18 protein-coding genes and 2 tRNA genes are annotated in these 21888 nt (G+C 53.3%); 16 read left to right on the top strand and 4 right to left on the bottom strand.

Annotation, left to right across the window (positions count from 1 at the left end):
- Positions 1 to 151: 151 nt before the first annotated feature.
- Positions 152 to 1738 (top strand): ATP-binding protein, encoded by a 1587-nt coding sequence (locus tag EL111_RS09820; RefSeq protein WP_123795114.1) that lies wholly within the window; start codon positions 152 to 154, stop codon positions 1736 to 1738.
- Positions 1731 to 3296, top strand: coding sequence for a sigma-54-dependent transcriptional regulator (locus tag EL111_RS09815; protein ID WP_123795113.1), 1566 nt, complete (start codon positions 1731 to 1733; stop codon positions 3294 to 3296). Before EL111_RS09820 ends, EL111_RS09815 begins: the two co-directional genes overlap by 8 nt.
- A gap of 420 nt (positions 3297 to 3716) precedes the next feature.
- On the opposite strand, the gene EL111_RS09805 is transcribed toward EL111_RS09815, so the two are convergent.
- The 4 genes from EL111_RS09805 to EL111_RS09790 all read right to left on the bottom strand — a co-directional run bounded on the left by EL111_RS09805 (position 3717) and on the right by EL111_RS09790 (position 6846).
- Positions 3717 to 5006: an AmpG family muropeptide MFS transporter gene (locus tag EL111_RS09805; RefSeq protein ID WP_123795112.1), complete on the bottom strand. Its 1290-nt coding sequence runs from the start codon at positions 5004 to 5006 to the stop codon at positions 3717 to 3719.
- Between the two features lie 377 nt (positions 5007 to 5383).
- Positions 5384 to 5459: transfer RNA gene (locus tag EL111_RS09800), tRNA-Ala, on the bottom strand.
- 1 nt (position 5460) lies between these two features.
- Positions 5461 to 5537: transfer RNA gene (locus EL111_RS09795), tRNA-Met, on the bottom strand.
- A 157-nt stretch (positions 5538 to 5694) separates the two neighbouring features.
- Positions 5695 to 6846, bottom strand: a complete 1152-nt coding sequence (locus tag EL111_RS09790) for a class I SAM-dependent methyltransferase (RefSeq protein WP_123795111.1) — start codon at positions 6844 to 6846, stop codon at positions 5695 to 5697.
- Between the two features lie 372 nt (positions 6847 to 7218).
- On the opposite strand from EL111_RS09790, the gene mraZ reads away from it, so the two are divergent.
- From mraZ to EL111_RS09720, 14 genes are all read left to right on the top strand, one after another.
- Positions 7219 to 7674, top strand: coding sequence for a division/cell wall cluster transcriptional repressor MraZ (gene mraZ / locus EL111_RS09785; protein WP_123795156.1), 456 nt, complete (start codon positions 7219 to 7221; stop codon positions 7672 to 7674).
- A complete protein-coding gene (gene rsmH, locus EL111_RS09780; RefSeq protein ID WP_123795110.1) occupies positions 7671 to 8630 on the top strand; it encodes a 16S rRNA (cytosine(1402)-N(4))-methyltransferase RsmH in 960 nt (319 codons plus the stop codon). Before mraZ ends, rsmH begins: the two co-directional genes overlap by 4 nt.
- Before the next feature lie 49 nt (positions 8631 to 8679).
- Positions 8680 to 8943, top strand: coding sequence for a cell division protein FtsL (ftsL, locus tag EL111_RS09775; protein ID WP_123795109.1), 264 nt, complete (start codon positions 8680 to 8682; stop codon positions 8941 to 8943).
- A gap of 207 nt (positions 8944 to 9150) precedes the next feature.
- Positions 9151 to 10896, top strand: coding sequence for a peptidoglycan D,D-transpeptidase PBP2 (penA, locus tag EL111_RS09770; RefSeq protein ID WP_123795108.1), 1746 nt, complete (start codon positions 9151 to 9153; stop codon positions 10894 to 10896).
- A 46-nt stretch (positions 10897 to 10942) separates the two neighbouring features.
- Positions 10943 to 12427, top strand: a complete 1485-nt coding sequence (locus EL111_RS09765; protein ID WP_123795107.1) for a UDP-N-acetylmuramoyl-L-alanyl-D-glutamate--2,6-diaminopimelate ligase — start codon at positions 10943 to 10945, stop codon at positions 12425 to 12427.
- Positions 12424 to 12822: a hypothetical protein gene (locus EL111_RS09760; protein WP_123795106.1), complete on the top strand. Its 399-nt coding sequence runs from the start codon at positions 12424 to 12426 to the stop codon at positions 12820 to 12822. The genes EL111_RS09765 and EL111_RS09760 overlap by 4 nt, the downstream gene beginning before the upstream one ends.
- Before the next feature lie 156 nt (positions 12823 to 12978).
- Complete coding sequence (locus tag EL111_RS09755) at positions 12979 to 13494, top strand: M23 family metallopeptidase (RefSeq protein ID WP_123795105.1); 516 nt, start codon at positions 12979 to 12981, stop codon at positions 13492 to 13494.
- A gap of 285 nt (positions 13495 to 13779) precedes the next feature.
- On the top strand, positions 13780 to 15138 hold the full coding sequence (locus EL111_RS09750) for a UDP-N-acetylmuramoyl-tripeptide--D-alanyl-D-alanine ligase (RefSeq protein ID WP_123795104.1): 1359 nt from the start codon (positions 13780 to 13782) through the stop codon (positions 15136 to 15138).
- A 307-nt stretch (positions 15139 to 15445) separates the two neighbouring features.
- Positions 15446 to 16528 (top strand): phospho-N-acetylmuramoyl-pentapeptide-transferase, encoded by a 1083-nt coding sequence (gene mraY / locus EL111_RS09745; RefSeq protein WP_123795103.1) that lies wholly within the window; start codon positions 15446 to 15448, stop codon positions 16526 to 16528.
- A gap of 42 nt (positions 16529 to 16570) precedes the next feature.
- Complete coding sequence (locus EL111_RS09740) at positions 16571 to 17056, top strand: group II truncated hemoglobin (protein WP_123795102.1); 486 nt, start codon at positions 16571 to 16573, stop codon at positions 17054 to 17056.
- A gap of 81 nt (positions 17057 to 17137) precedes the next feature.
- Positions 17138 to 18475, top strand: a complete 1338-nt coding sequence (gene murD / locus EL111_RS09735; RefSeq protein ID WP_123795101.1) for a UDP-N-acetylmuramoyl-L-alanine--D-glutamate ligase — start codon at positions 17138 to 17140, stop codon at positions 18473 to 18475.
- A 98-nt stretch (positions 18476 to 18573) separates the two neighbouring features.
- Entirely contained in the window at positions 18574 to 19782 is a 1209-nt protein-coding gene (ftsW, locus tag EL111_RS09730) for a putative lipid II flippase FtsW (RefSeq protein WP_123795100.1), read from the top strand.
- Positions 19783 to 19786: 4 nt separating this feature from the next.
- Positions 19787 to 20866: an undecaprenyldiphospho-muramoylpentapeptide beta-N-acetylglucosaminyltransferase gene (gene murG / locus EL111_RS09725; RefSeq protein WP_123795099.1), complete on the top strand. Its 1080-nt coding sequence runs from the start codon at positions 19787 to 19789 to the stop codon at positions 20864 to 20866.
- Positions 20863 to 21705 (top strand): PHP domain-containing protein, encoded by an 843-nt coding sequence (locus EL111_RS09720; protein WP_123795098.1) that lies wholly within the window; start codon positions 20863 to 20865, stop codon positions 21703 to 21705. Before murG ends, EL111_RS09720 begins: the two co-directional genes overlap by 4 nt.
- The last annotated feature ends 183 nt before the right edge of the window (positions 21706 to 21888 follow it).

Raw genomic sequence — 21888 nt, 5'->3', positions numbered from 1 at the left:
CCGCAGACAGTACACATAGTACGGCAAGGCAAAGCAACGCTGTATCATTCTTATTTTAAATGACTATATTTTTAACCAATCTGCGGTGCGGTATATAGCGGCTGTCTGAAAATGCAGACGGCATATGTAGCTCGTTTCGGAGGCGGAAATCATGGGCGGATATTCGTTCAGACAACAAAGTTGGGAGGCGCAGCGCGGCAAAATTCCGGGCTTGGTCAATATCGCCCGTATCGCCATTGTGCTGCCGCTGCTGATTTTCCAACTGCTTTCCACCGACTCTGCACTCAATCCCGACAATTTCAATTTTCCCAGTGTTGAGTTTTACAGCTGGGTCTTGCTCTACACTTTTTTGATTTTCCTGACAATTTTTCGCCCCGACTGGCAGTTGCAGAGTTTGGATCTGCCTAATGCCAGTGCCGCTGTCGACATCAGCATGATGATGCTGTTGGTATATGTGGTCGGCGGCTTGGAAACGGGTTTGGGGATTTTGGTGTTGCCGTTTGTGGCCACTTCCTGCCTGCTCAGTTACGGGCGTTATCCCATGCTGTATGCCAGCTATACCGCCATGCTGATTGTGTTCAACCTGCTTTTGGGGGAGGGTATCCGCTTCAATCCGCTCGAATGGTATACCGATCAGGTATTGCGGGCGGTGATACTGATTGGTGCGGCCTATTTGGTGGCGTTTTTAATTTCTTTTGTGACCGGACATTTGAAGGAAGCCAATGAGTCTGCCGAACACAGCCAGCAGGCGGTAAACCAGTTGAGCGGGGTCAACCGCATGGTCATCAACAGTGTGCAGGAAGCTGTGGTGGTTATTGATGCGGCGCAGCAGGTCTGGTTTTTCAACCGCAAAGCAAAAGTATATTTTCCGGCCATGATGGTCGGCTTTCATGAAACGGCGTTTTCGGAGCTGGTACAGCGGTGGCATGTGTTTCCCGAAAAGTCGTTTGAAACCGATATCCGTGTTGCCCAGCAGGTTATGCACGTGCGCGCCGTGCCGCTGATTCAGGAAGAGGGCGAATTTCTGATTCTGTATATCCGCTCATTGCGCGAAGTGGCGGCTGAAGCAATGTCCACCAAGCTGGCCTCGTTGGGGCAGCTTACGTCCAATCTGGCGCATGAAATCCGCAATCCGATGTCTGCCATACGCCATGCCAGCGATTTGCTGCAAGAGGGCGAAGAAGACGGGGTGAAGTGTAAACTGTACGGCATCATCGACAGCAATATCCGCCGTATCGATAAAATGCTGGAAGAAGTGTCGATGATGAACAAGCGGGACGGCTTCAAAAGGGAGGCGGTCAACCTGATGAAGTTCTGGTTATCCTTCAAGCAGGAGTTTGTCCTGAACAATCCGCAAGCCGTCGGCTGTATCCACATGAGAATGGACGGCAACAATTTGACCGCCGTTGCCGATGTTATGCATTTGCAGCAAATCATGTGGAACTTGTGCAACAATGCTTGGAAGCACAGCCGTCAAGATGAGAATGCGGTAACGGTGCTGATGCGCCCGAGCGGCTATTCGCATATTTCCATCGTGGTATCGGACAACGGACAAGGCGTGCCGGTGGAAAACCGCAGCCGTCTTTTCGATCCTTTTTTTACCACAGACAAAAAAAGCGGAACGGGTTTGGGGCTGTATGTGGCGCTGGAGCTGGCACATGCCAATTTCGGGCAGTTGCAGTACCGCCCGGAAATGAACGGATTTGAACTGATTTTGCCGAAAGAGAGTAATGAGTAGATTGCAACAGCCGGTATTGGTGGTAGACGACGAAGCGGATATCCGCGACCTGATGGAAATGACCCTGATGAAAATGGGTTTGCAAGTCGATACGGCCGTCGGCGTAGAAGAAGCCAAAAGTAAGCTGGCAGGCAACCGTTATTCGCTGGTGCTGACCGATATGCGTATGCCCGACGGTTCGGGCTTGGAAGTCGTGCAGTATTTGAACGAATTGATGCTGGATACGCCGATTGCCGTGATTACCGCGTTCGGCAATGCCGATCAGGCAGTAGAAGCTTTGAAAGCCGGCGCGTTCGACTACCTGCAAAAACCGATAACCCTTTCCCAACTGCGCTCGCTGGTCAAATCTGCCATCAGCGTTAATGAAAACAACGAAACCGCACCGCCGCGCGCGCCGGCAGAGCCGTCTGCACCTCAACCCGCAGCAGAAACGCCGCCGCAGAATACCATGCCGTTGTTTGCAGACGGCATGGTTCAGGAAAAAAACGATGTGCCGTCCGAACCGGAAAGCATTGCCGGCAAGCCGCAAGTCGGCGGAGAAGCGGATATGCCCAGATTGTTGGGCGGTTCTCCGCAGATGGTGGAAGCCCGCCATTTAATCCGGCGTTTGGCAGGCAGCAATGTTCCCGTTTATATCGCAGGCGAATCGGGTACGGGCAAAGAGCAGGCGGCGCGAACCATACACGAGCTGTCCGAACGCGCAGGCAAGCCGTTTGTTGCCGTCAACTGCGGTGCGATTCCCGAAAATCTGATGGAAAGCGAGTTTTTCGGTTATAAAAAAGGCAGCTTTACCGGAGCCGATCAAGACCGCAGCGGTTTTTTCCAATATGCAGACGGCGGCACGCTGTTTTTGGACGAAGTGGCCGATTTGCCGCTGGCCATGCAGGTTAAATTGTTGCGCGCCATTCAGGAAAAAGCCGTCCGCCGTATTGGTGATGCACAGGAAACCGCTGTCGATGTGCGGATTATCTGCGCCACCCATAAAAATCTTGAAGCCTTGGTGGAAAGCGGCGCATTCCGTCAAGACCTGTATTACCGCTTGAATGTCGTGTCCGTCCAAATGCCGCCGTTGCGCGAAATGCGCGAAGACATGGACGCGTTGATTACCTACCTGCTGCATAAACATTGTAAGAACCGCCGTTATACGCTTAGCCCGAAAGCGCAGGACGCGTTGCGGCATTACAGCTATCCGGGCAATTTCCGCGAGCTGGAAAATATTTTGGAACGCGCCGTTGCTTTGGCGGTGGGAGATGTGATTCAGTTGGACGATTTGCAAATCCAAATGCCGTCTGCACATTCTGCAGACCGACAGTCGGAATCGGAAACCGCAGAGCGGCCGTCGTTGGTTTGTACGGCAGAAAGCGTGGCTTCGGCAGGCTGTTTGCAGGCTTTTGATCCGCGTACCATGCAGATACAGGATTATTTGGACGAGGTGGAGCGCGATATTATCCGCCAAATATTGCAACAAACGCGCTATAACCGCACACAGGCAGCCAAGCTGTTGGGCATCAGTTTCCGCTCCATGCGTTACCGTATGGAACGCTTGGGCATTGAATAAACGCGGCAGGGCAGCAACAAATCCTGTTGCCGTTTTGCATAAAAATTTGTTGTAAGTTTTGCTGTTCGGCGGCATGGACATTGCCGTTGAGCATGACGGATAGAGTCGGATAATCCGGGGTGAAACAAAACAACAAAGCTGCAACAGTAGAAAGCGGGGCGGCTGGCGGATTGGTGGGGTCAGGTTTTCTTGGAGCAAGTTACGGCAACGCCGTATTGTTCCGTGTTTGATAACGATGCAATGATAAAGCCGTCTGCAAATCCATATGTCAGGATTTGCAGACGGCTTTTGTGCAGCTTATCAAGCAAATATAGTCGAATAAAATAAGAATGAGACAAGGCAGCGAAGCCGCAGACAGTACACATAGTACGGCAAGGCAAAGCAACGCTGTATCATTCTTATTTTAAATGACTATATCTCTTAAACGGCGGTTTGAGTTGTATTCTGCTTTTCACCGTGCCACGGCGCGACTTTGAACAGCAGCAGCATTCCGGGGGCGGCGAGTATGAAACACAGCCAGAAGAAATCGACATAACCCAGCCATTCGATCAAGTAGCCGGTCGTGGCGTTGATAAACGTGCGCGGCACAGCGGAGAGACTGGTAAACAGAGCCAACTGCGTGGCGGTAAAGGCAGGATTGGTTTCCCGCGCCATATACGCCACGAAAGCTGCCGTGCCCAAACCGACACCGACTGCCTCTGCACCGATAACAACCGCCAGCATAATGCGTTCGTTCATGCCGATGGTATCAAAATGCTGGTAGCTTGCCAGCCAGACAAAGCCCAAAATCGTTACCCACTGAACCACGCCGAAGAGCCATAAGGCTTTGTTGATGCCCAGCTTCAGCATCCAGATGCCGCCGATGATGCCGAAAACCACTGCCGGCCATAATCCGGCGTTTTTGGCAATCAGACCGATGTCGGTTTTGCTGAAGCCCATGTCAAGATAAAACGGTGTGGCCAGCGCGGTGGCCATGCTGTCGCCGAGTTTGTAGAAGAAGATAAACGCCAGCACCATCAGTGCCTGCCGCACGCCTTTGCGGGTGAAAAATTCTTGAAACGGCTCGACGATGGTTTGCTGCAAGGTACGCGGAGCCTGCGGCGGCAATTCCGGTTCGCGTGCCAAAAAAAGCGTCATCAGTAGGCCGGGAATCATAAACAGCGCGGTAATCACGAAAACATTCTGCCAAGGCATGATGTCTGCCAAAACCAGACTCAGCGAACCGGGTACGAGCGCGGCAATGCGGTAGGCGTTGACGTGGATGGCGTTGCCCAAACCCAGTTCGTTGTCGGGTAGGATTTCGCGGCGGAATGCGTCCAGTACGATGTCTTGGCTGGCGGAGAAAAAGGCGACCACAAAGGATAAAGCCATAATCACGGCCATATGCCGGTGCGGATTCAGAAAGGCATAGGCGGCCAAGGAAGCCAGCAGGCAGACTTGCGTTACCAGCATCCAACCGCGCCGGCGGCCGAGCAGGGGTAGGCGCACCGCATCCATCAGCGGCGACCAGACGAATTTCCAAGTAAACGGCAAACCAATCAGGGCAAACAGGCCGATGGTTTTCAAATCAATGTGTTCGCTGCGCAGCCATGCGGGAATCAGGTTGATGAGGAAATACAGCGGCAGACCGGAAGTAAAGCCGGTGAAAATGCAGATCAGCATACGGCGCGAAAAAATTTGGCGCAGTGTGCCGGAACGGGATTCGGTCATCGGATAACCTGTCTATAAGAAAAACGGTATTGTAACAAAGTTTGCCGTTATCGGGTTTGAGACGGCTTTAGGGCGGTTGCCACGAAAAGCGGCGGGGAGCGGAACAAACTCGGAGCATAACGGTATCGGCCGTCGGCAAGATGTTTGCTGCTGTCGGCTTTTTTGTTTATGCCGTTCCGTTATACAGTCGGATAGGGCAAAGCGAAACACCGCAGCAAAACCGCAGGCGGCGAGCAAGTGCAGTAACGCGGTATCATGATGTATGAAATGATTATTTTCAGGTGCAGAGGCCGTCTGCAAATACGGCATTTCGGCCATCATGAGGAAAAGCGGATAAAACAAAAAGTCCTTACCGAAGTAAGGACTTTTTTGAATCTTGGTGGAGGTAAGCGGGATCGAACCGCTGACCTCTTGCATGCCATGCAAGCGCTCTACCAACTGAGCTATACCCCCTTGGTGGCGAATCAGGGACTCGAACCCCGGACACAAGGATTATGATTCCTCTGCTCTAACCGACTGAGCTAATTCGCCGTTTCGTGAAGTCGCTATTATATGTTTTTTTGAACAGATGGCAAGGGTTATTTGCAGTTAATCTGTTTATATTTTGATTTTAAATAGAAAAAATATTAACTAAACGGCAAAAGGCCGTCTGCAAAACGGATAGGGCGGATTTTGCAGACGGCCTTTTTTACAGTTTGTGGCACATATCGCCAAAAGCAAAGCCCTGCCAATCGATGTCGATGCCGCGCCCGAAAGCGATGACTTTAAACAACTCGCCCATTTCGTGTTGGTTGATGAGTTGCTGTACCGCGGCAGCTTCGCGCAAATACGCTGCGGAGCCGGCGGCGCCGCTTTGTGCCAGACAGTCGGTAATGCCGAGGTTGAGCAGGAAATGGGCTTGGGTGGTGTAGCCGATTAAGTCCAAACCGCCGTCGGTACCGGCTTGGGCAATGTCGGTAAAGTTGATGTGGGCGGTTAAGTCGGTCAGCCCGACGTGGAAAAAGGGATCGTGTACGGTGTGGTGGCGGTAATGGCCGATCAGCGTGCCGCTGTTGCGCTGCGGGTGGTAATACTGGGCAGCATCGAAGCCGTAATCGATCAGGATTGCCGCGCCGCGTGTCAAACGCTCAGCGATTGTGCGGAGGAGGGCGTATTGGGCAGGGTGCAGTTCGCTGGTGTAAGGCTCGGTTTCGGGGAAATATTGTGCCGCGCCGTGCAGCAGGTTTGGGTCGGTAAGCAGTTCTGATGTTTGGATGAATTCTCCGTTTTGCAGGCCGACGCATATTCGGGAAAACGAACCGTTTTGGCGGCAAACCAGCTCGACCGGCATGGCATCTAAAACCTCGTTGCCGATGATGATGCCGTCAAACGCATCGGGAAGGGTGGGCAAATGCACCACTTTTTGCGCGAGTTCGGGCGAAACCCGTTTGGCGATTTGTTCGCGCTGGCGGGCGGCAAGTTCGGGCGATACTTCGATGATGTAGTAATGGTGAAGGCCGTCTGCAAGCTGTTCCAGCAAAACGGCGGCCAAGTCGCCCGTTCCGGCACCAAACTCGTAAAGGCTTCCGGCGGTTTGCGGCAGCAGTGCGGCAAGCTGTTTGGCCAAAGTTTTGCCAAACAGCGGCGATAGGGTAGGGGCGGTAATGAAATCCCCGTGCGCTCCGATTTTGCTGCTGCCGCCGGTGTAGTAGCCGTATTTGGGGGCGTACAGTGCCAACTCCATGAAACGGGAAAAAGCCATCGGCTGGCCTGTGCGTTCGATTTCGGCAGCGATGAGCTGTTTTAGCGCACGGCTTGTGGCCAGCGCATCGTCGGAAGGTGTGGGGATTTGGGGTTTCATGACTGTTAGATAATGTAAAAATTAAGGATTTTCCCGCATATTATAACGTGAACGGAATGGCTGCCGGATAAGTGGCTTGAACACAATATCTGGTATGTTTTTTGTAGTTTAAATACAAGATATGGTATTTGAAGTGTGGGATATTGGATTTTTAATCCTTGCGTATTGTAGGGTTAATTGTTTATATCATTGTATTTAAAGAACATTTTTCAAGGTTTGGTTGTCGGTTTTTCAGACGGCATGATTTGACCGAATAAGTAAAATTTTTTATAGTGTCGGATAGTGGGGTAAAGTGGGTGAAAGTGTCATCTGCTGCTCCGAATTTCATATCAAATCGGATTTTTGTTTCCACGATTGTTTAAAGGGTACGGTGTGTTTGGCGGTTCTCATGAATTGAGTATAGACAGCAAAGGTCGGTTGGCGATTCCTGCCAAATTCCGCGAGCTTTTGCTGCGCCGTTATACGCCTGCTGTCGTGGTGACGCTGGATTCGCGCCAAAAGATACTGATGTATCCCGAAGCCGAGTGGGAGCGGGTGTCCCAGCAGCTTTTGGCATTGAAAACGGCGGGCAATCCAATGTTGCAGCGCTATCAGAATCTGTTGCTGCACAATGCCGATACGCTGGAGTGGGACAGTGCCGGGCGCGTGCTGCTGCCTGCAAACCTGCGCCGCCGTGTCGATTTTGAAAAAGAAGTAACGCTGGTGGGGCGGGCAAACCGCATGGAGCTGTGGGGTCGCGAACATTGGGAGCATGAGATGAATCAGGCACTCGATGCCGATGCCGACGAGCTGGCGTTCCAATTAAGCCAAACGGATTTGCAGCTGTGAGCACGAACGAAACTTACCAACATATCACCGTTTTGCTGAATGAGGGCGTTGATGCGTTGGCACTCAAAGCAGACGGCGTGTACGTTGACGGTACGTTCGGAAGGGGAGGGCATTCCCGTCTGATTCTGTCGCGTTTGGGCGCGCAGGGGCGTTTGGTGGTGTTCGACAAAGATCCGCAGGCTGTTGCGGTGGCGCAGGAATTGGCTGCCCGTGATAAGCGCGTGAGTGTGGTGCATGACGGTTTCGCTACTTTTCAGACGGCTTTGGATAGTCTGGGTATCGGTGAAATCGACGGTGCATTGTTTGATTTGGGTATTTCTTCGCCGCAGATTGACGAAGGCGGGCGCGGATTCAGTTTCCGTTTTGATGCGCCGCTGGATATGCGTATGGATCCCACGCGCGGAATGTCGGCAGCCGAATGGATTGCCGTTGCCGGCGAGCAGGAATTACACGAGGTAATCAAGAATTATGGTGAAGAGCGGTTTAGTCGCCAGATTGCGCGCGCCATTGTGGCGCAACGGCAAGAACAGCCCATTGATACAACCCGCAAGCTGGCGCAGCTCGTGGCGCAAAACGTCCGTACTCGCGAGCGCGGCCAAGATCCGGCGACACGTACCTTCCAAGCAGTTCGCATCTTTATTAACCGTGAGCTCGAAGAGGTAGAGGCAGTATTGCCGCAGGTGGCGCGCCGTTTGAAGCAAGGGGGGCGTTTGGTGGTGATTGCGTTTCATTCTTTGGAAGACCGCATCGTCAAGCAGTTTATGAAGAAGCATTCCCAACATGCGCCGCTGCCGCGCTGGGCGGCTGTTAAAGAGACCGATTTGCCTCAACCGCCGTTAGCATTGGTTGGTAAGGCCGTCAAGCCGAGCAGCACGGAAATTGCCGCGAATCCGCGGGCGCGGAGTGCGGTGTTGAGGGTTGCGGAGCGTACGGGCGGCGAGTTTGCAGCAGAATAAGCAGGCAGACGGCTTTGGCAGGCGATAAGGCCGTCTGAAAAACAACAAGATGACTAAATTAAACATTATCTTATTGCTGGCTGCATTTGTATCGGGCTTTTTTGTGGTTACGGTGCAAAATCAGTCCCGCCAGCATTTTATTGAGTTGGATAAGGCGCAAAAGCAGGAAATCAAGCTGGAGGAAGATTTTTCCCGCTTGAAGCTGGAGCAGGCGCGTCTGGCCAACCACAAGCTGATTAAGGTTGCAGCGGAAAAGCAGAAGCTGAAACCTCCGGCAGCACACAATACGGTTATGGTCGAGCGCGGAAAATAACCGCTTATGCGGCAGGCAGTAATCAAGAATCAGGAATATGGCGTTGTTTTGTTCTTTATTATTGAAAAGCCGGTCGTACAACAGGGCAGACGGGGCCGTTATCCTAAGGATGTCGGGCTGCCCGGCGCGCAAATTCAGGTGTTTTAATAAGTATAAATAAGTTATGGAGTAAGCTGCTTACTCGGATACTCCGCCGAAGAGAAAATCATGTTGATTAAGAACGAATATAAACCGCAAATGCTGCCCAAGCAGTCCAAAGTCAAAAGACCCATCACCAGTGATGGGCGTATCTGTTTGATTTTGGGCTTGATGGCGGTTGCGTTTGGTGCGCTGCTGGTACGCGGTATGTATTTGCAGACGACCCAGCATGAGTTTTTGAAAAATCAGGGTGACCAGCGTCTTGTCCGTACGCTGACCCTGCCTGCCATGCGCGGTACGATTACCGACCGCAATGGGGCAACTTTGGCTTTGAGCGCACCTACCGAATCCCTGTATGCCGATCCGTCTGCGATGGAAACAGTGCCGACTGCTGAACAGTTTTTGAAGCTGTCGGAAATTACCGGTGTGTCGGAAGAAACTCTGCGTGAGCGTTTGGGCAGGAAAGACCGGAATTTTGTTTATCTCAAACGCCAGTTGAGTCCGGCAAAAGCTGAAGAGATTGCTGCTTTGGACATCAAGGGTTTGGGCTTCCAAAAAGAGCTGAAACGCCATTATCCTATGGGTAATCTGTTTGCCCATATTATCGGCTTTACCAATATCGACGGTGTCGGCCAAGAAGGTTTGGAGCGTTCGCGTGAAGAAAGTCTGCGCGGTGAAGATGGTGCGAAAGTCGTGTTACGCGATAAAAAAGGCAATATCGTGGATGGCTTGGACTCCCCGCGCAATAAAGATCCGAAAAACGGCCATGACATGGTGCTTTCTTTGGATCAACGCATTCAAACGCTGGCTTACGAAGAGTTGAATAAAGCTGTTAGCCATCATAAAGCCAAAGCCGGTACGGTGGTGGTGTTGGATGCACAAACCGGAGAAATTCTGGCTTTGGTAAACAGCCCCGCTTATGATCCGAACGAGCCGGGTAAAGCGAAAAGCGAACAGCGCCGCAACCGTGCGGTAACCGATATGATTGAACCGGGTTCGATCATCAAGCCGTTTATTATTGCCAAAGCATTGGATTCGGGCAAAGTGTCGCCGACAGATGTGTTCGGTACCATGCCTTATAAAATCGGTACGGCCACGGTAAAAGATACCCATCTGTATCCTACTTTGGATTTGCGCGGCATCATGCAGAAATCGTCCAACGTCGGTACGAGCAAATTGTCCGCCATGTTCAAGCCGCAGGAAATGTACGATTTTTACCATCAAATCGGCATCGGCGTGAAAATGCATTCCGGTTTCCCGGGTGAAACGGCCGGTTTGTTGAGAAGCTGGCGGAAATGGCAGCCGATTGAGCAGGCAACCATGTCTTACGGCTACGGCTTGCAGTTGAGCCTGCTGCAGATGGCGCGTGCCTACACGGTGCTGACAACAGACGGCAAGCTGCTGCCGGTCAGCTTTGAAAAGCAGGCCGTCGCGCCGAAAGGCCAACAGGTCATCAAGCCTGAAACCGCCCGTAAGGTTCGGGAAATGATGGTGGCGGTTACCGAAACAGGCGGTACGGGTACGGCAGGTGCGGTAGAGGGTTTTGATGTTGCCGCCAAAACCGGTACGGCAAAAAAACTAATCAACCGCAGTTATAACTCCGGTAAGTATGTGGCTTCGTTTGTCGGTTTCGCGCCGGCCAAAAACCCGCGGGTGATTGTGGCGGTCAGCATAGACGAGCCGAGTGCCAACGGTTATTACGGCGGTGCGGTGGCAGGTCCTTTATTTAAAGACGTAATGTCGGGCAGCTTGAATGTTTTGGGCGTATCACCGACCAAACCGCTGACAAACGTGGCAGCAAATTCAACGAAATAACGGCTGCCAAGCATTACTGCAACATATTATCGATTTGGGAAAACCAATGTTCAGCAAATTATGTCCTTTGGCTGAAACCGATTTGCCTGCTCTGCTGTGTGAAAACGCAGCAGGGCGGTTGTTGCTTTCGGACAGCCGCCGGATTCAAAACGGCGATATTTTCATTGCCTGCCAAGGCGAATATGCAGACGGCCGCAGCTATATTCCGGCTGCCATTCAAAATGGCGCGGCTTTTGTATTTTGGGACGATGACGGCAGTTTCGTTTGGAATGAAGATTGGGCGGTTCCCAATCAAGGCATCCGTGATTTAAAACACCGTGCAGGCATTTTGGCAGCGCAAGTTTACAACAATATTGCAGACGGCCTGAAAATCTGGGGTGTTACCGGAACCAACGGTAAAACTTCCATCACGCAATGGCTTGCTCAGGCCGCCGATTTGCTGGGCGGGAAGTGCGCCGTTATCGGTACGGTCGGTAACGGCTTTTGGGGGCAACTGGAAGAAACCAGCCATACCACGCCCGATCCGGTCACCGTACAGACCCTGCTGCACCGTTTCAAGCAGCAGGGCGCAACCTCTGCCGCCATGGAAGTATCCAGTCATGGTTTGGATCAATGCCGGGTCAACGGCGTACCTTTTCAGACGGCCGTATTCACCAATCTGACCCGGGATCATCTGGATTATCACGGCACGATGGCGGCCTACGGCGAAATCAAAGCACGGCTGTTTTATTGGAACGGCTTGAAAAATGCAGTCATCAATGTTGACGACGAATACGGTTCGGCATTGGCAGGCCGTCTGCAAAAAGAGTGCCCTGATTTGGCTGTGTACGGTTATGGTTTCGGAGAAACGGCAGCCATTCGTATTGCCGGATTTGCCGCATCTTCAGATGGCATGAAAGTTGTTTTGGAAACACCGTGGGGCAGGGGCGAATGCAAAACCCGTCTGCTTGGCCGGTTTAACGCACAAAACCTTGCCGCCTGTGTCGGCGTGTTGTGTGCCGAAGGTTATCCTTTGGATAAAGTATTGGAAGCATTGGCGCAAATCCGTCCGGCAACCGGCCGCATGGACTGTATGATGAACGAAGGCAAGCCGCTGGTGGTAGTGGACTACGCCCACACTTCGGATGCTTTGGAAAAAGCATTGTCCACCTTGCAGGAAATCAAGCCCGAGGGTGCGGATTTGTGGTGCGTATTCGGCTGCGGCGGCAACCGCGACCGGGGCAAACGCCCGTTGATGGGTGCAGCGGCGGCAGCAGGCGCGGACAAAGTCGTTGTGACCAGCGACAACCCCCGGCTGGAAGAGCCGCAAGACATCATTAACGATATTCTGCCGGCCGTACCCAATCCCGAAAAAATCGAAAGCGACCGGAAAGCCGCCATCGAATATGCTGTGGCAAACGCCGCTTCGCACGACATTATCCTGATTGCAGGCAAAGGCCATGAAACCTATCAGGACATCAAAGGCGTAAAACACCACTTTTCCGATTTTGAAATTGCCGAACGCGCGTTGGCAGAAAGAGATAAGGCGTGAGCAAATGGAAATCCCCTGTTGCCTTAGTGCTGGCAGCCTTCGTATTGGCAGCCTTCGTATTGGCAGCCTGCGGCGGAGAGGGCAAAGGTTTACCGCAAACCGCACAAACTACCGCCGAAGACGGTACATTCAAATTCGATAAAACCAGCCACAGCGTCAATCCGCAATACACCTTGCACGGACTGCGCCATTTAGTGATGGACAACCGCTCCTACGCCGAAAAGTATGCCGAGAACTATCCCGAGCAATGGAAAACGGCCGAAGAGCATTTCGGCCGTGCGGAAACTGCTTTCCAAGCAGGCGATGCGGAAGCTGCCGATACCGACTTCAGAGTTGCAATGGAGCAGTATCAAGTGATTTTAAAAACAGAGCAGCAAAAGAAAGAGGCTAAATAGCGCCTCGCAACCATGTAAGAAAGTACGCATGGGTTGTTACAGTAACTTAGCACTGGCCGATTAAAAAAGCAGACGGCCTAAACGCTTGAAAAGGCCGTCTGCAAATCCAATGCGGGTCAAGATACTTCGGTATGGTTGCTGCAAATAGGGATAAATATGAAGAAAAATCTGATTGTTACCGTATTTTCCGGTATTTTTCTCATATTGCTGTCCGGTTGTGGTACACCCAAACGCCCTCATGCCGAAATCAACCAATTACGCAACGCCGCTCCGCCGGAAATGATGAGTCTGCCCAATCCCGTGCGCGGGCAGTATTTCCAAGACACTTGGCAGGCCGCCCGCAGCGGCGGACGCAAACACGAAGGCGTCGATATTTTTGCCAAGAAAGGCACGGCAGTACGCAGCACCACAGACGGCATCGTGACCAAAGCCGGCAAAAACAAACTCGGCGGTAAAGTCGTCGGCATACAGGGCGCGGGCGCATGGCATTATTATGCACACCTCGACAGCATACGCGTCCGCCTGTATGAAAAAGTCAAAGCAGGGCAGAAAATCGGCACGGTCGGCAACACCGGCAACGCCAAACGCACTCAGCCGCACCTGCATTACGGCGTGTATCCGACCCTCGGCGGCGCAGTCAATCCTTATCCTTTGATAGACCAAAACCGATAAGCCGTCTGCAAAAGCAGGAAGGGTGTGAGCGGAACGGTGGCACAGCAGCTTGCCGATTGTCGGAAACAGCCTGAAAGCAGTTAAGCAGCCCAAAGCGGCAATATTGGGAACAGTTGCTTTGTTTAAGCGGTTATTGCTGCGCTTGTCCGTTTGATTGTCGAGACGGATTGATGGTTGAGACAGATTTGCCGCACAGCCTAGATTTGCGTGAATAAACGGATATGCGCGATGAAATGTTGTCGTGCATATTTCCTTGATTTAAAAGTAATATAAACGAAACCCATTATGAAACCCCTAGATCTCGCCTTCATCTGCCAAACCCTCAATCTGCCCATGCCGTCTGCAAATCACGCGGTAAACCGCATTGTGACCGACAGCCGCGATATTCAGGCCGGTGATGTGTTTTTTGCATTGGCGGGTGAGCGGTTTGACGCGCATGATTTTGTTGGAGACGTGTTGGCGCGCGGTGCGCTGGCGGCAGTAGTGTCGCGTGAAGACTGTGCAGGTTTGGCAGGTACGCTGAAAGTAGACGATACCTTGGCTGCGCTGCAAACGCTGGCGGCGGCATGGCGCGACAATGTAAACCCGTTTGTGTTCGGCATTACCGGTTCCAGCGGCAAGACCACGGTGAAGGAAATGCTGTCGGGCGTATTGCGCCACGCCTTTGGCGGAGAAGCGGTATTGGCGACGGCGGGTAATTTCAACAACCACATCGGGCTGCCGCTCACTCTGTTGAAGTTAAACGAAAAACACCGCTACGCCGTGATTGAGATGGGAATGAACCATTTCGGCGAATTATCGGTATTGACCCGAATCGCCCGCCCCGATGCGGCGCTGGTCAACAATGCCTTGCGCGCCCATGTCGGCTGCGGCTTCGACGGTGTGGGCGATATTGCCAAGGCGAAAAGTGAAATTTACGAAGGCCTGTCTTCAGACGGCCTCGCCCTGATTCCGGCGGAAGATGCGAATGCCGACACCTTCAAAGCGGCGGCAGGCCGTCTGAAAACGCAGACTTTCGGTGCGGAGCGCGGCGATGTACATGCCGAACATATTGTGTTGGAACCGTTGTCGTGCGGATTTGATTTGGTGTGCGGCGATGAACGCGCGGCAGCCGTGCTGCCTGTGCCGGGACGCCACAATGTTGCCAATGCCTGTGCCGCCGCCGCGCTGGCACGCGCCGCCGGATTGAGTTTGCAACAGATTTCAGACGGCCTCAAAGATTTCAGCAACATCAAAGGCCGTCTGCAAATCAAACAAGGCATCAAAGGCGCAACGGTTATCGATGATACCTACAATGCCAACCCCGACAGCATGAAAGCCGCCATTGATGTATTGGCCGCGCTGCCTGCCCCGCGCGTGTTTGTGATGGGCGATATGGGCGAGTTGGGTGAAACGGAAGCCGCCGCCATGCACGCCGAAGTCGGCGCATATGCACGCGGCAAAGGTATTGAATCTGCCTATTTTGTCGGCGATAACAGCGTGGAAGCGGCGGAAACTTTCGGTGCGGCCGGTTTGTGGTTTGTTGATAAAGATCCTCTGGTACAAGTGATGAGCCACGATTTGCCCGAAGGTGCGAACATATTGGTAAAAGGTTCGCGCTTTATGAAGATGGAAGAAGTGGTCGAAGCACTGCTGGTACAGTAAGGCCGTCTGTAAAATCAGCAGGCGGAAGCATACAGAGCGGGCATTAATTTTCTATCATATCCCTATGGAAAGGCGCAGAGGATTTCCGAGCGTATAACAGGATTTTTCGGGAAGAAAGATATGAAAAAATAACTGTTGGCAGCTGGCGGAATAAACTTGAGTACGGTTGCTCTTGAGCAACTGCCGCCGATCATACCTCCGATTTTTCAACACAAAAAGTATAACGTGTCGAAAGCAACCCCATCCGATACAGGGTTTGCAGACGGCTTTTAACCAAACACATAACAACCAAAAAGAAAGACCTTTTATGTTTTTATGGCTTGCCCATTTCAGCGACTGGTTTTCCGCGCTGAACGTATTCCAGTACACCACATTCCGCGCGGTCATGGCGGCATTGACCGCATTGGCGTTTTCTCTGCTTTTGGGGCCGTGGACCATCCGCAAGCTGACCGCGTTGAAAGTCGGCCAAGCCGTGCGTACCGACGGGCCGCAGACACATTTGGTGAAAAACGGTACGCCGACCATGGGCGGCTCGCTGATTCTGACCGCGATTGCCGTATCGACCTTGTTGTGGGGCAACTGGGCGAATCCTTATATTTGGATTTTATTGGGCGTGTTACTGGCGACCGGCGCACTCGGTTTTTACGACGACTGGCGCAAAGTCGTTTATAAAGACCCGAACGGCGTATCGGCGCGCTTCAAGATGGTGTGGCAGACCGCCGTTGCCCTCGGTGCGGGTTTGGCATTGTTTTTCCTTGCCAGCGGCAGTGCCAACGATATTCTGATTGTTCCGTTTTTCAAACAAATTGCCCTGCCTTTGGGATTTTTCGGCTTTTTGGTATTGAGCTACCTGACCATCGTCGGCACGTCCAACGCGGTCAACCTGACCGACGGCTTGGACGGCTTGGCTGCGTTTCCCGTGGTGCTGGTTGCCGGCGGTTTGGCGGTATTCGCTTATGCGACGGGGCACGCCGAATTTGCGCGCTATCTCCAGCTTCCTTATGTCAGCGGCGCAAACGAGGTTGTGGTGTTCTGTGCCGCCATGTGTGGTGCGTGTCTGGGCTTTTTATGGTTCAATGCCTATCCCGCACAAGTATTTATGGGCGATGTGGGCGCATTGGCTTTGGGCGCGGCATTGGGTACGGTGGCGGTGATTATCCGTCAGGAATTTGTGTTGGTCATCATGGGCGGTTTGTTTGTCGTGGAGGCCGTTTCTGTCATGTTGCAGGTCGGTTGGTACAAGCGGACTAAAAAACGCATCTTCCTGATGGCGCCAATCCACCACCATTACGAGCAAAAAGGCTGGAAAGAAACGCAGGTTGTCGTGCGGTTTTGGATTATCACAATCGTGCTGGTGCTGGTCGGCTTGAGCAGCCTGAAATTGCGTTAACCGACAAACACCGTCTTGATGAAGACAGAGGCCGTCTGAAAAATGACCACTCTTTACAATCTGCTCGGTGCGGATAAGGGCGTGGACGAAATCGTCACCCGCTTTTACGACCTGATGGATTTGGAGCCGCAATACGCCGAACTGCGCCAAACCCACGGCGAAACCTTGGACTATGCCCGCGACCGCCTGTTTAAATTTTTAAGCGGCTGGCTCGGCGGGCCGCCTTTATATGAAGAGGCACACGGCCATCCGCGCCTGCGTCAGCGGCATATGCCGTTTGAAGTGGATATGCAGACGCGCAACCAGTGGATTGCCTGCTTCGCCCAAGCCTTGCGCGAATTGGCGGTGCAAACCGATTACGCCGAAGCCGTTTTAATCCGCCTGTTTGCTTTGGGCGACTGGATGCGCAACCGGCACGAACCGGATTATCCGCCGCCGCAACCGCCGATGGCGGGCAAGCCCGAAGCACGGATACCCGAATTAAAAGCGGTATTGGCGGAATACGGCATTGAAGGCTTTTTTGAATAAGGGCATGATTTTGCAGACGGCCTTTGATAGCGGCAGGCCGTCTGCAAACGATTCATGCCGCACCCGATACGGTTAAATAAAATGAATTGGCAAAACAAAAAAATCTTAGTTGCAGGCCTCGGCGGTACGGGCATCTCCATGATTGCGTTTCTGCGTCGTGCAGGGGCGCAGGTTTCCGCTTACGATGCGGAATTGAAAGCAGAGCGCGTATCGCAAATCGGTAAAATGTTCGAAGGGCTGGTTTTCTATACAGGCCGTCTGAAAGAGGCACTGGACAACGGTTTCGACATCCTCGCCCTGAGTCCCGGCATTTCCGAGCGCACGCCCGAAATTGAGGCGTTTAAGCAGCGCGGCGGGCGCGTCATCGGCGATATTGAGATTTTGGCGGGCGTGTTGGAAGGGCGCGGCGACAAAGTCATCGCCATCACCGGCAGCAACGGCAAAACCACCGTCACCAGCCTGGTCGGTTATCTGTGTATCAAATGCGGCCTCGATACCGTTGTCGCAGGCAATATCGGCACGCCCGTGTTGGAAGCCGAATTGCAGCGGGGCGGCAGGAAGGCCGATGTATGGGTGTTGGAATTGTCGAGTTTCCAGCTTGAAAACACCGAAAGCCTGCGCCCGAGCGCGGCAACAGTGTTGAACATTTCCGAAGACCACCTCGACCGCTACGACGATTTGCTGGATTATGCACACGCCAAAGACAAAATTTTCCGCGGAGAAGGCGTACAGGTATTGAATGCCGATGACGTATTCTGCCGCGCCATGAAACGCAGCGGCCGCAATGTGCAGTGGTTTTCGTTGGAGCGCGAAGCCGAATATTGGTTTGACCGCGCTTCAGGCCGTCTGAAAAACGGCGGCAGCGATTTGCTTGCGGCGGCAGATATTCCGCTGCAGGGGCTGCACAATGCCGCCAATGTTCTGGCGGCCGTTGCCCTGTGCGAAGCCGTCGGCCTGCCGAGGGAGGAGCTGCTGGCGCATGTGAAAACCTTCCAAGGCCTGCCGCACCGTGTGGAAAAGGTCGGCGAGAAAAACGGCGTTACCTTTATCGACGACAGCAAAGGCACCAACGTCGGGGCGACCGCCGCCGCGATTGCCGGTTTGCAAAGCCCGCTGTGGGTGATTCTCGGCGGCATGGGCAAAGGACAGGACTTCACGCCTTTGCGCGAAGCCTTGAAAGGCAAGGCCAAAGGCGTGCTGCTGATCGGCACGGATGCGCCGCAAATCCGCCGCGATTTGGAAGGCTGCGGCGTGGCACTGACCGATTGCGCCGGTATGGACGAGGCCGTGCAAACCGCCTACGCCCAAGCAGAGGCGGGCGATATTGTTTTGCTCAGCCCGGCCTGTGCCAGCTTCGATATGTTTAAAGGTTACGCCCACCGCGCCGAAGTGTTTGTCGAGGCGTTTAAGGCGTTGTGAGGTGTTTGAAGCCGTCTGTATGCCCGTTTCGGCGGTTTTGCAGACGGCATAACCGCTCAAAGGCCGTCTGCAAAATAAAAAACGAATAAAAGCAACCCATGAATATCTTTTCCCAACTTTCCGACCTCCGCCCCGTCCGCCGGTTCCGCACGGGGGCGGCGCAGTTGCTCGACCGTCCGATTGTCCGCAGCGGACAGAAATTCGATGTGTCGCTGCTGTGGATGGTGACTTTGATGACGGCGTTTAGTCTGCTGATGATTTATTCGGCTTCGATTGCCTATGCAGCGGCAGGCAGCGGCGATCCGTATTTCTTTTTGACAAGGCAGGCATTGTTTATCTTCTTGGGCGTGGTGGCTTGCGTCGGTTTGTCGTTTGTCAGCATGAATATGTGGAAACGCATGATGCCGTGGTATTTCGTGCTGTGCCTGCTGTTGTTGATGGCCGTGCTGGGATTCGGGCGCGAAATCAACGGTGCAACGCGCTGGCTGCATATCGGCCCGTTCAACGTGCAGCCGTCTGAAATGTTCAAATTGGCGGCGGTGCTGTATCTGGCCAGCCTGTTTATGCGTAAAGCGGAAGTGTTGCAGAAGTGGACGAAAATTCTGCGTCCCGGTGCGCTGATCGGTTTCGGTGTTTTGCTGATGTTGTTGCAGCCTGATTTGGGATCGGCAGTCGTGGTGGTGGTGATTGTGACGGGCATGCTGTTTTTGGCAGGGTTTCCGTGGCGGTATTTCGGCGTCATGCTGAGTATGGTGTTGCTGGGTATTGCCGCCCTGATTATGGCTGCTCCTTACCGTATGGCGCGGGTAACGGGTTTTCTCGATCCGTGGAGCGACCCGCTGGATAAAGGCTATCAGCTGACCCATTCTTTGATGGCGATTGCACGCGGCGAGTGGTTCGGTGTGGGCTTGGGGGCAAGTTTGGAAAAGCGTTTCTATCTGCCTGAAGCGCATACCGATTTCATCTTTGCGATTATCGGCGAAGAATTTGGTTTTTTCGGTATGCTGCTGCTGGTATTTTGCTACGGCTGGCTGGTCTTGAGAGCCTTGTCTATCGGCAAGCAGGCGAGGGATTTGGAATTGACGTTCAGCGCGTATGTGGCCAACGGTATTGCCGTTTGGCTGGGCATTCAGAGTTTTTTCAACATCGGCGTGAACATCGGTATGCTGCCGACAAAAGGGCTGCCGCTGCCGCTGATGTCTTACGGAGGTTCGGCGGCGTTGGTGATGCTGGTGTGCATGACGCTGCTGTTGCGGATTGATTTTGAAAACCGCCGCAAGATGCGCGGTTACCAAGTAGAGGAATAAACCGATGAGCGGCAAGACTTTTATGGTGATGGCAGGCGGTACCGGCGGCCATATCTTTCCTGCGCTGGCTGTGGCGGACGCTTTGCGTGCGCGGGGGCATCATGTGATTTGGCTGGGCAGCGAGGGGGCGATGGAAACACGCATCGTGCCCCAATACGATATTTTGTTGGAAACGCTGGCGATTAAAGGCGTGCGCGGCAACGGCTTGAAGCGTAAGCTGATGCTGCCTTTTACCTTGTTTAAAACCGTGCGCGAGGCGGTTCGGATTATCAAAAAGCACAGGGTGGCCTGCGTTATCGGGTTTGGCGGTTTCGTCACCTTCCCCGGCGGTGTGGCGGCCAAGCTGTCGGGCGTTCCGATTGTGATTCACGAGCAAAATGCTGTGGCCGGTTTGTCCAACAGGCAGCTTTCCCGTTGGGCGGAGCGGGTGTTGTATGCGTTTCCGAAGGCATTTAATCATGAAAACGGATTGGTCGGAAATCCGGTGCGTGCGGATATTGCCAACCTGCCGCCGCCGGCAGAGCGGTTTGCCGGAAGGGCAGGCCGCCTGAAAGTGTTGGTAATGGGGGGCAGTTTGGGGGCGGATATTCTGAACCAGACACTTCCGAAAGCCTTGGCCTTGCTGCCTGAGGCGCAGCGTCCGCAAATTTACCATCAGTCCGGACGCAATAAATTGGGCAGCCTCCAAGGGGAATACGACAAATTGGGCGTTGAAGCGGAGTGTGTCGAGTTTATTACCGATATGGTTTCCGCCTATCGTGATGCGGATTTGGTGGTTTGCCGTGCCGGAGCATTGACCATTGCAGAATTGACGGCAGCGGGTGTGGGCGCGCTGTTGGTTCCTTATCCCCATGCGGTGGACGACCACCAAACTGCCAATGCGCGGTTTATGATTCATGCGCAGGCGGGTCTGCTGCTGCCGCAGCCCCAGCTGACGGCGGAAAGGCTGGCAGAAGTTTTAGGCGGACTGGACAGGGAAAAATGCTTGGCATGGGCGGAAAATGCGCGGTCGCTGGCTTTGCCGCACAGCGCGGACGATGTGGCGGAAATTGCCGTCGAAACAGTAAGGCTCAGCGGTAAATGATAGATTTGCATTGCCATTCTACGGTTTCAGACGGCAAGCTGCCGCCTGCAGAAGTGGTGCGCTTGGCAAAAAGCAACGGTTGCACCCTGTTGTCTCTGACCGATCACGACCACACGGGCGGGCTGGCCGAGGCGCGTGCGGAAGCGGAACGCTTGGGTTTGGCTTTTGTCAACGGCGTAGAAGTTTCCGTAACTTGGCGCGGCAGAACCGTGCATATTGTCGGTTTGGATTTTGACGAGCATAATGAAAGCCTGCAAAACCTGCTGGTTCGCGTGCGGCAAGGCCGTCTGCAAAGACTGGAAAATATTGCCACAAAGCTGGCGAAAAAAGGCATAAACGGCGCATACGAAGGCGCGCTGGCATTGGCGGCAAATCTTGAAATGGCCAGCCGGACACATATTGCCGAATTTTTAATTCAGGAAGGTCATGTCCGCAACAAGCAGCAGGCGTTTACCAAATATCTCGGCGACGGCAAATCCTGTTCCGTGAAGCACGAGTGGGCGGATTTGGCGGAATGCGTGGCCGCCATTACCGCAGCGGGCGGGATCGCCGTGATTGCCCACCCGATGCGCTACGACTTGTCTGCCACCGCCAAGCGCAATTTGTTTGAAGAATTTAAGGCGGCAGGCGGAGCGGCGATTGAAGTACATAGCGGAAACTGCAGCAAAAACGACCGCCTGAACTACGCGCTGCTTGCCGAGCGTTATGGTCTGCTGGCCTCGGCAGGCAGCGATTTCCACCGTCCGAACGATTTTTCCGGAGGCGTGCTGGGCGCATGCCCCGAGTTGCCCGAATCTTGCCGGCCGGTGTGGCAGATGTTCCAGCAAGCGAAATGTTAATCGAAGCGGGTACATCGTTAAGGTATAGTCATTTAAAATAAGAATGATACAGCGTTGCTTTGCCTTGCCGTACTATGTGTACTGTCTGCGGCTTCGCTGCCTTGTCTCATTCTTATTTTATTCGACTATATAAGGCGTAGTAAGGTATAAGGAAACATAAGGCCGTCTGCAAAATTCAATTTG

The sequence above is a fragment of the Neisseria animalis genome, assembly GCF_900636515.1.
Taxonomy (GTDB): Bacteria; Pseudomonadota; Gammaproteobacteria; order Burkholderiales; family Neisseriaceae; genus Neisseria; species Neisseria animalis.
The sequence above is the reverse complement of the archived record's forward strand: the minus strand, read 5'-3'. Positions and strand labels throughout refer to the sequence as shown.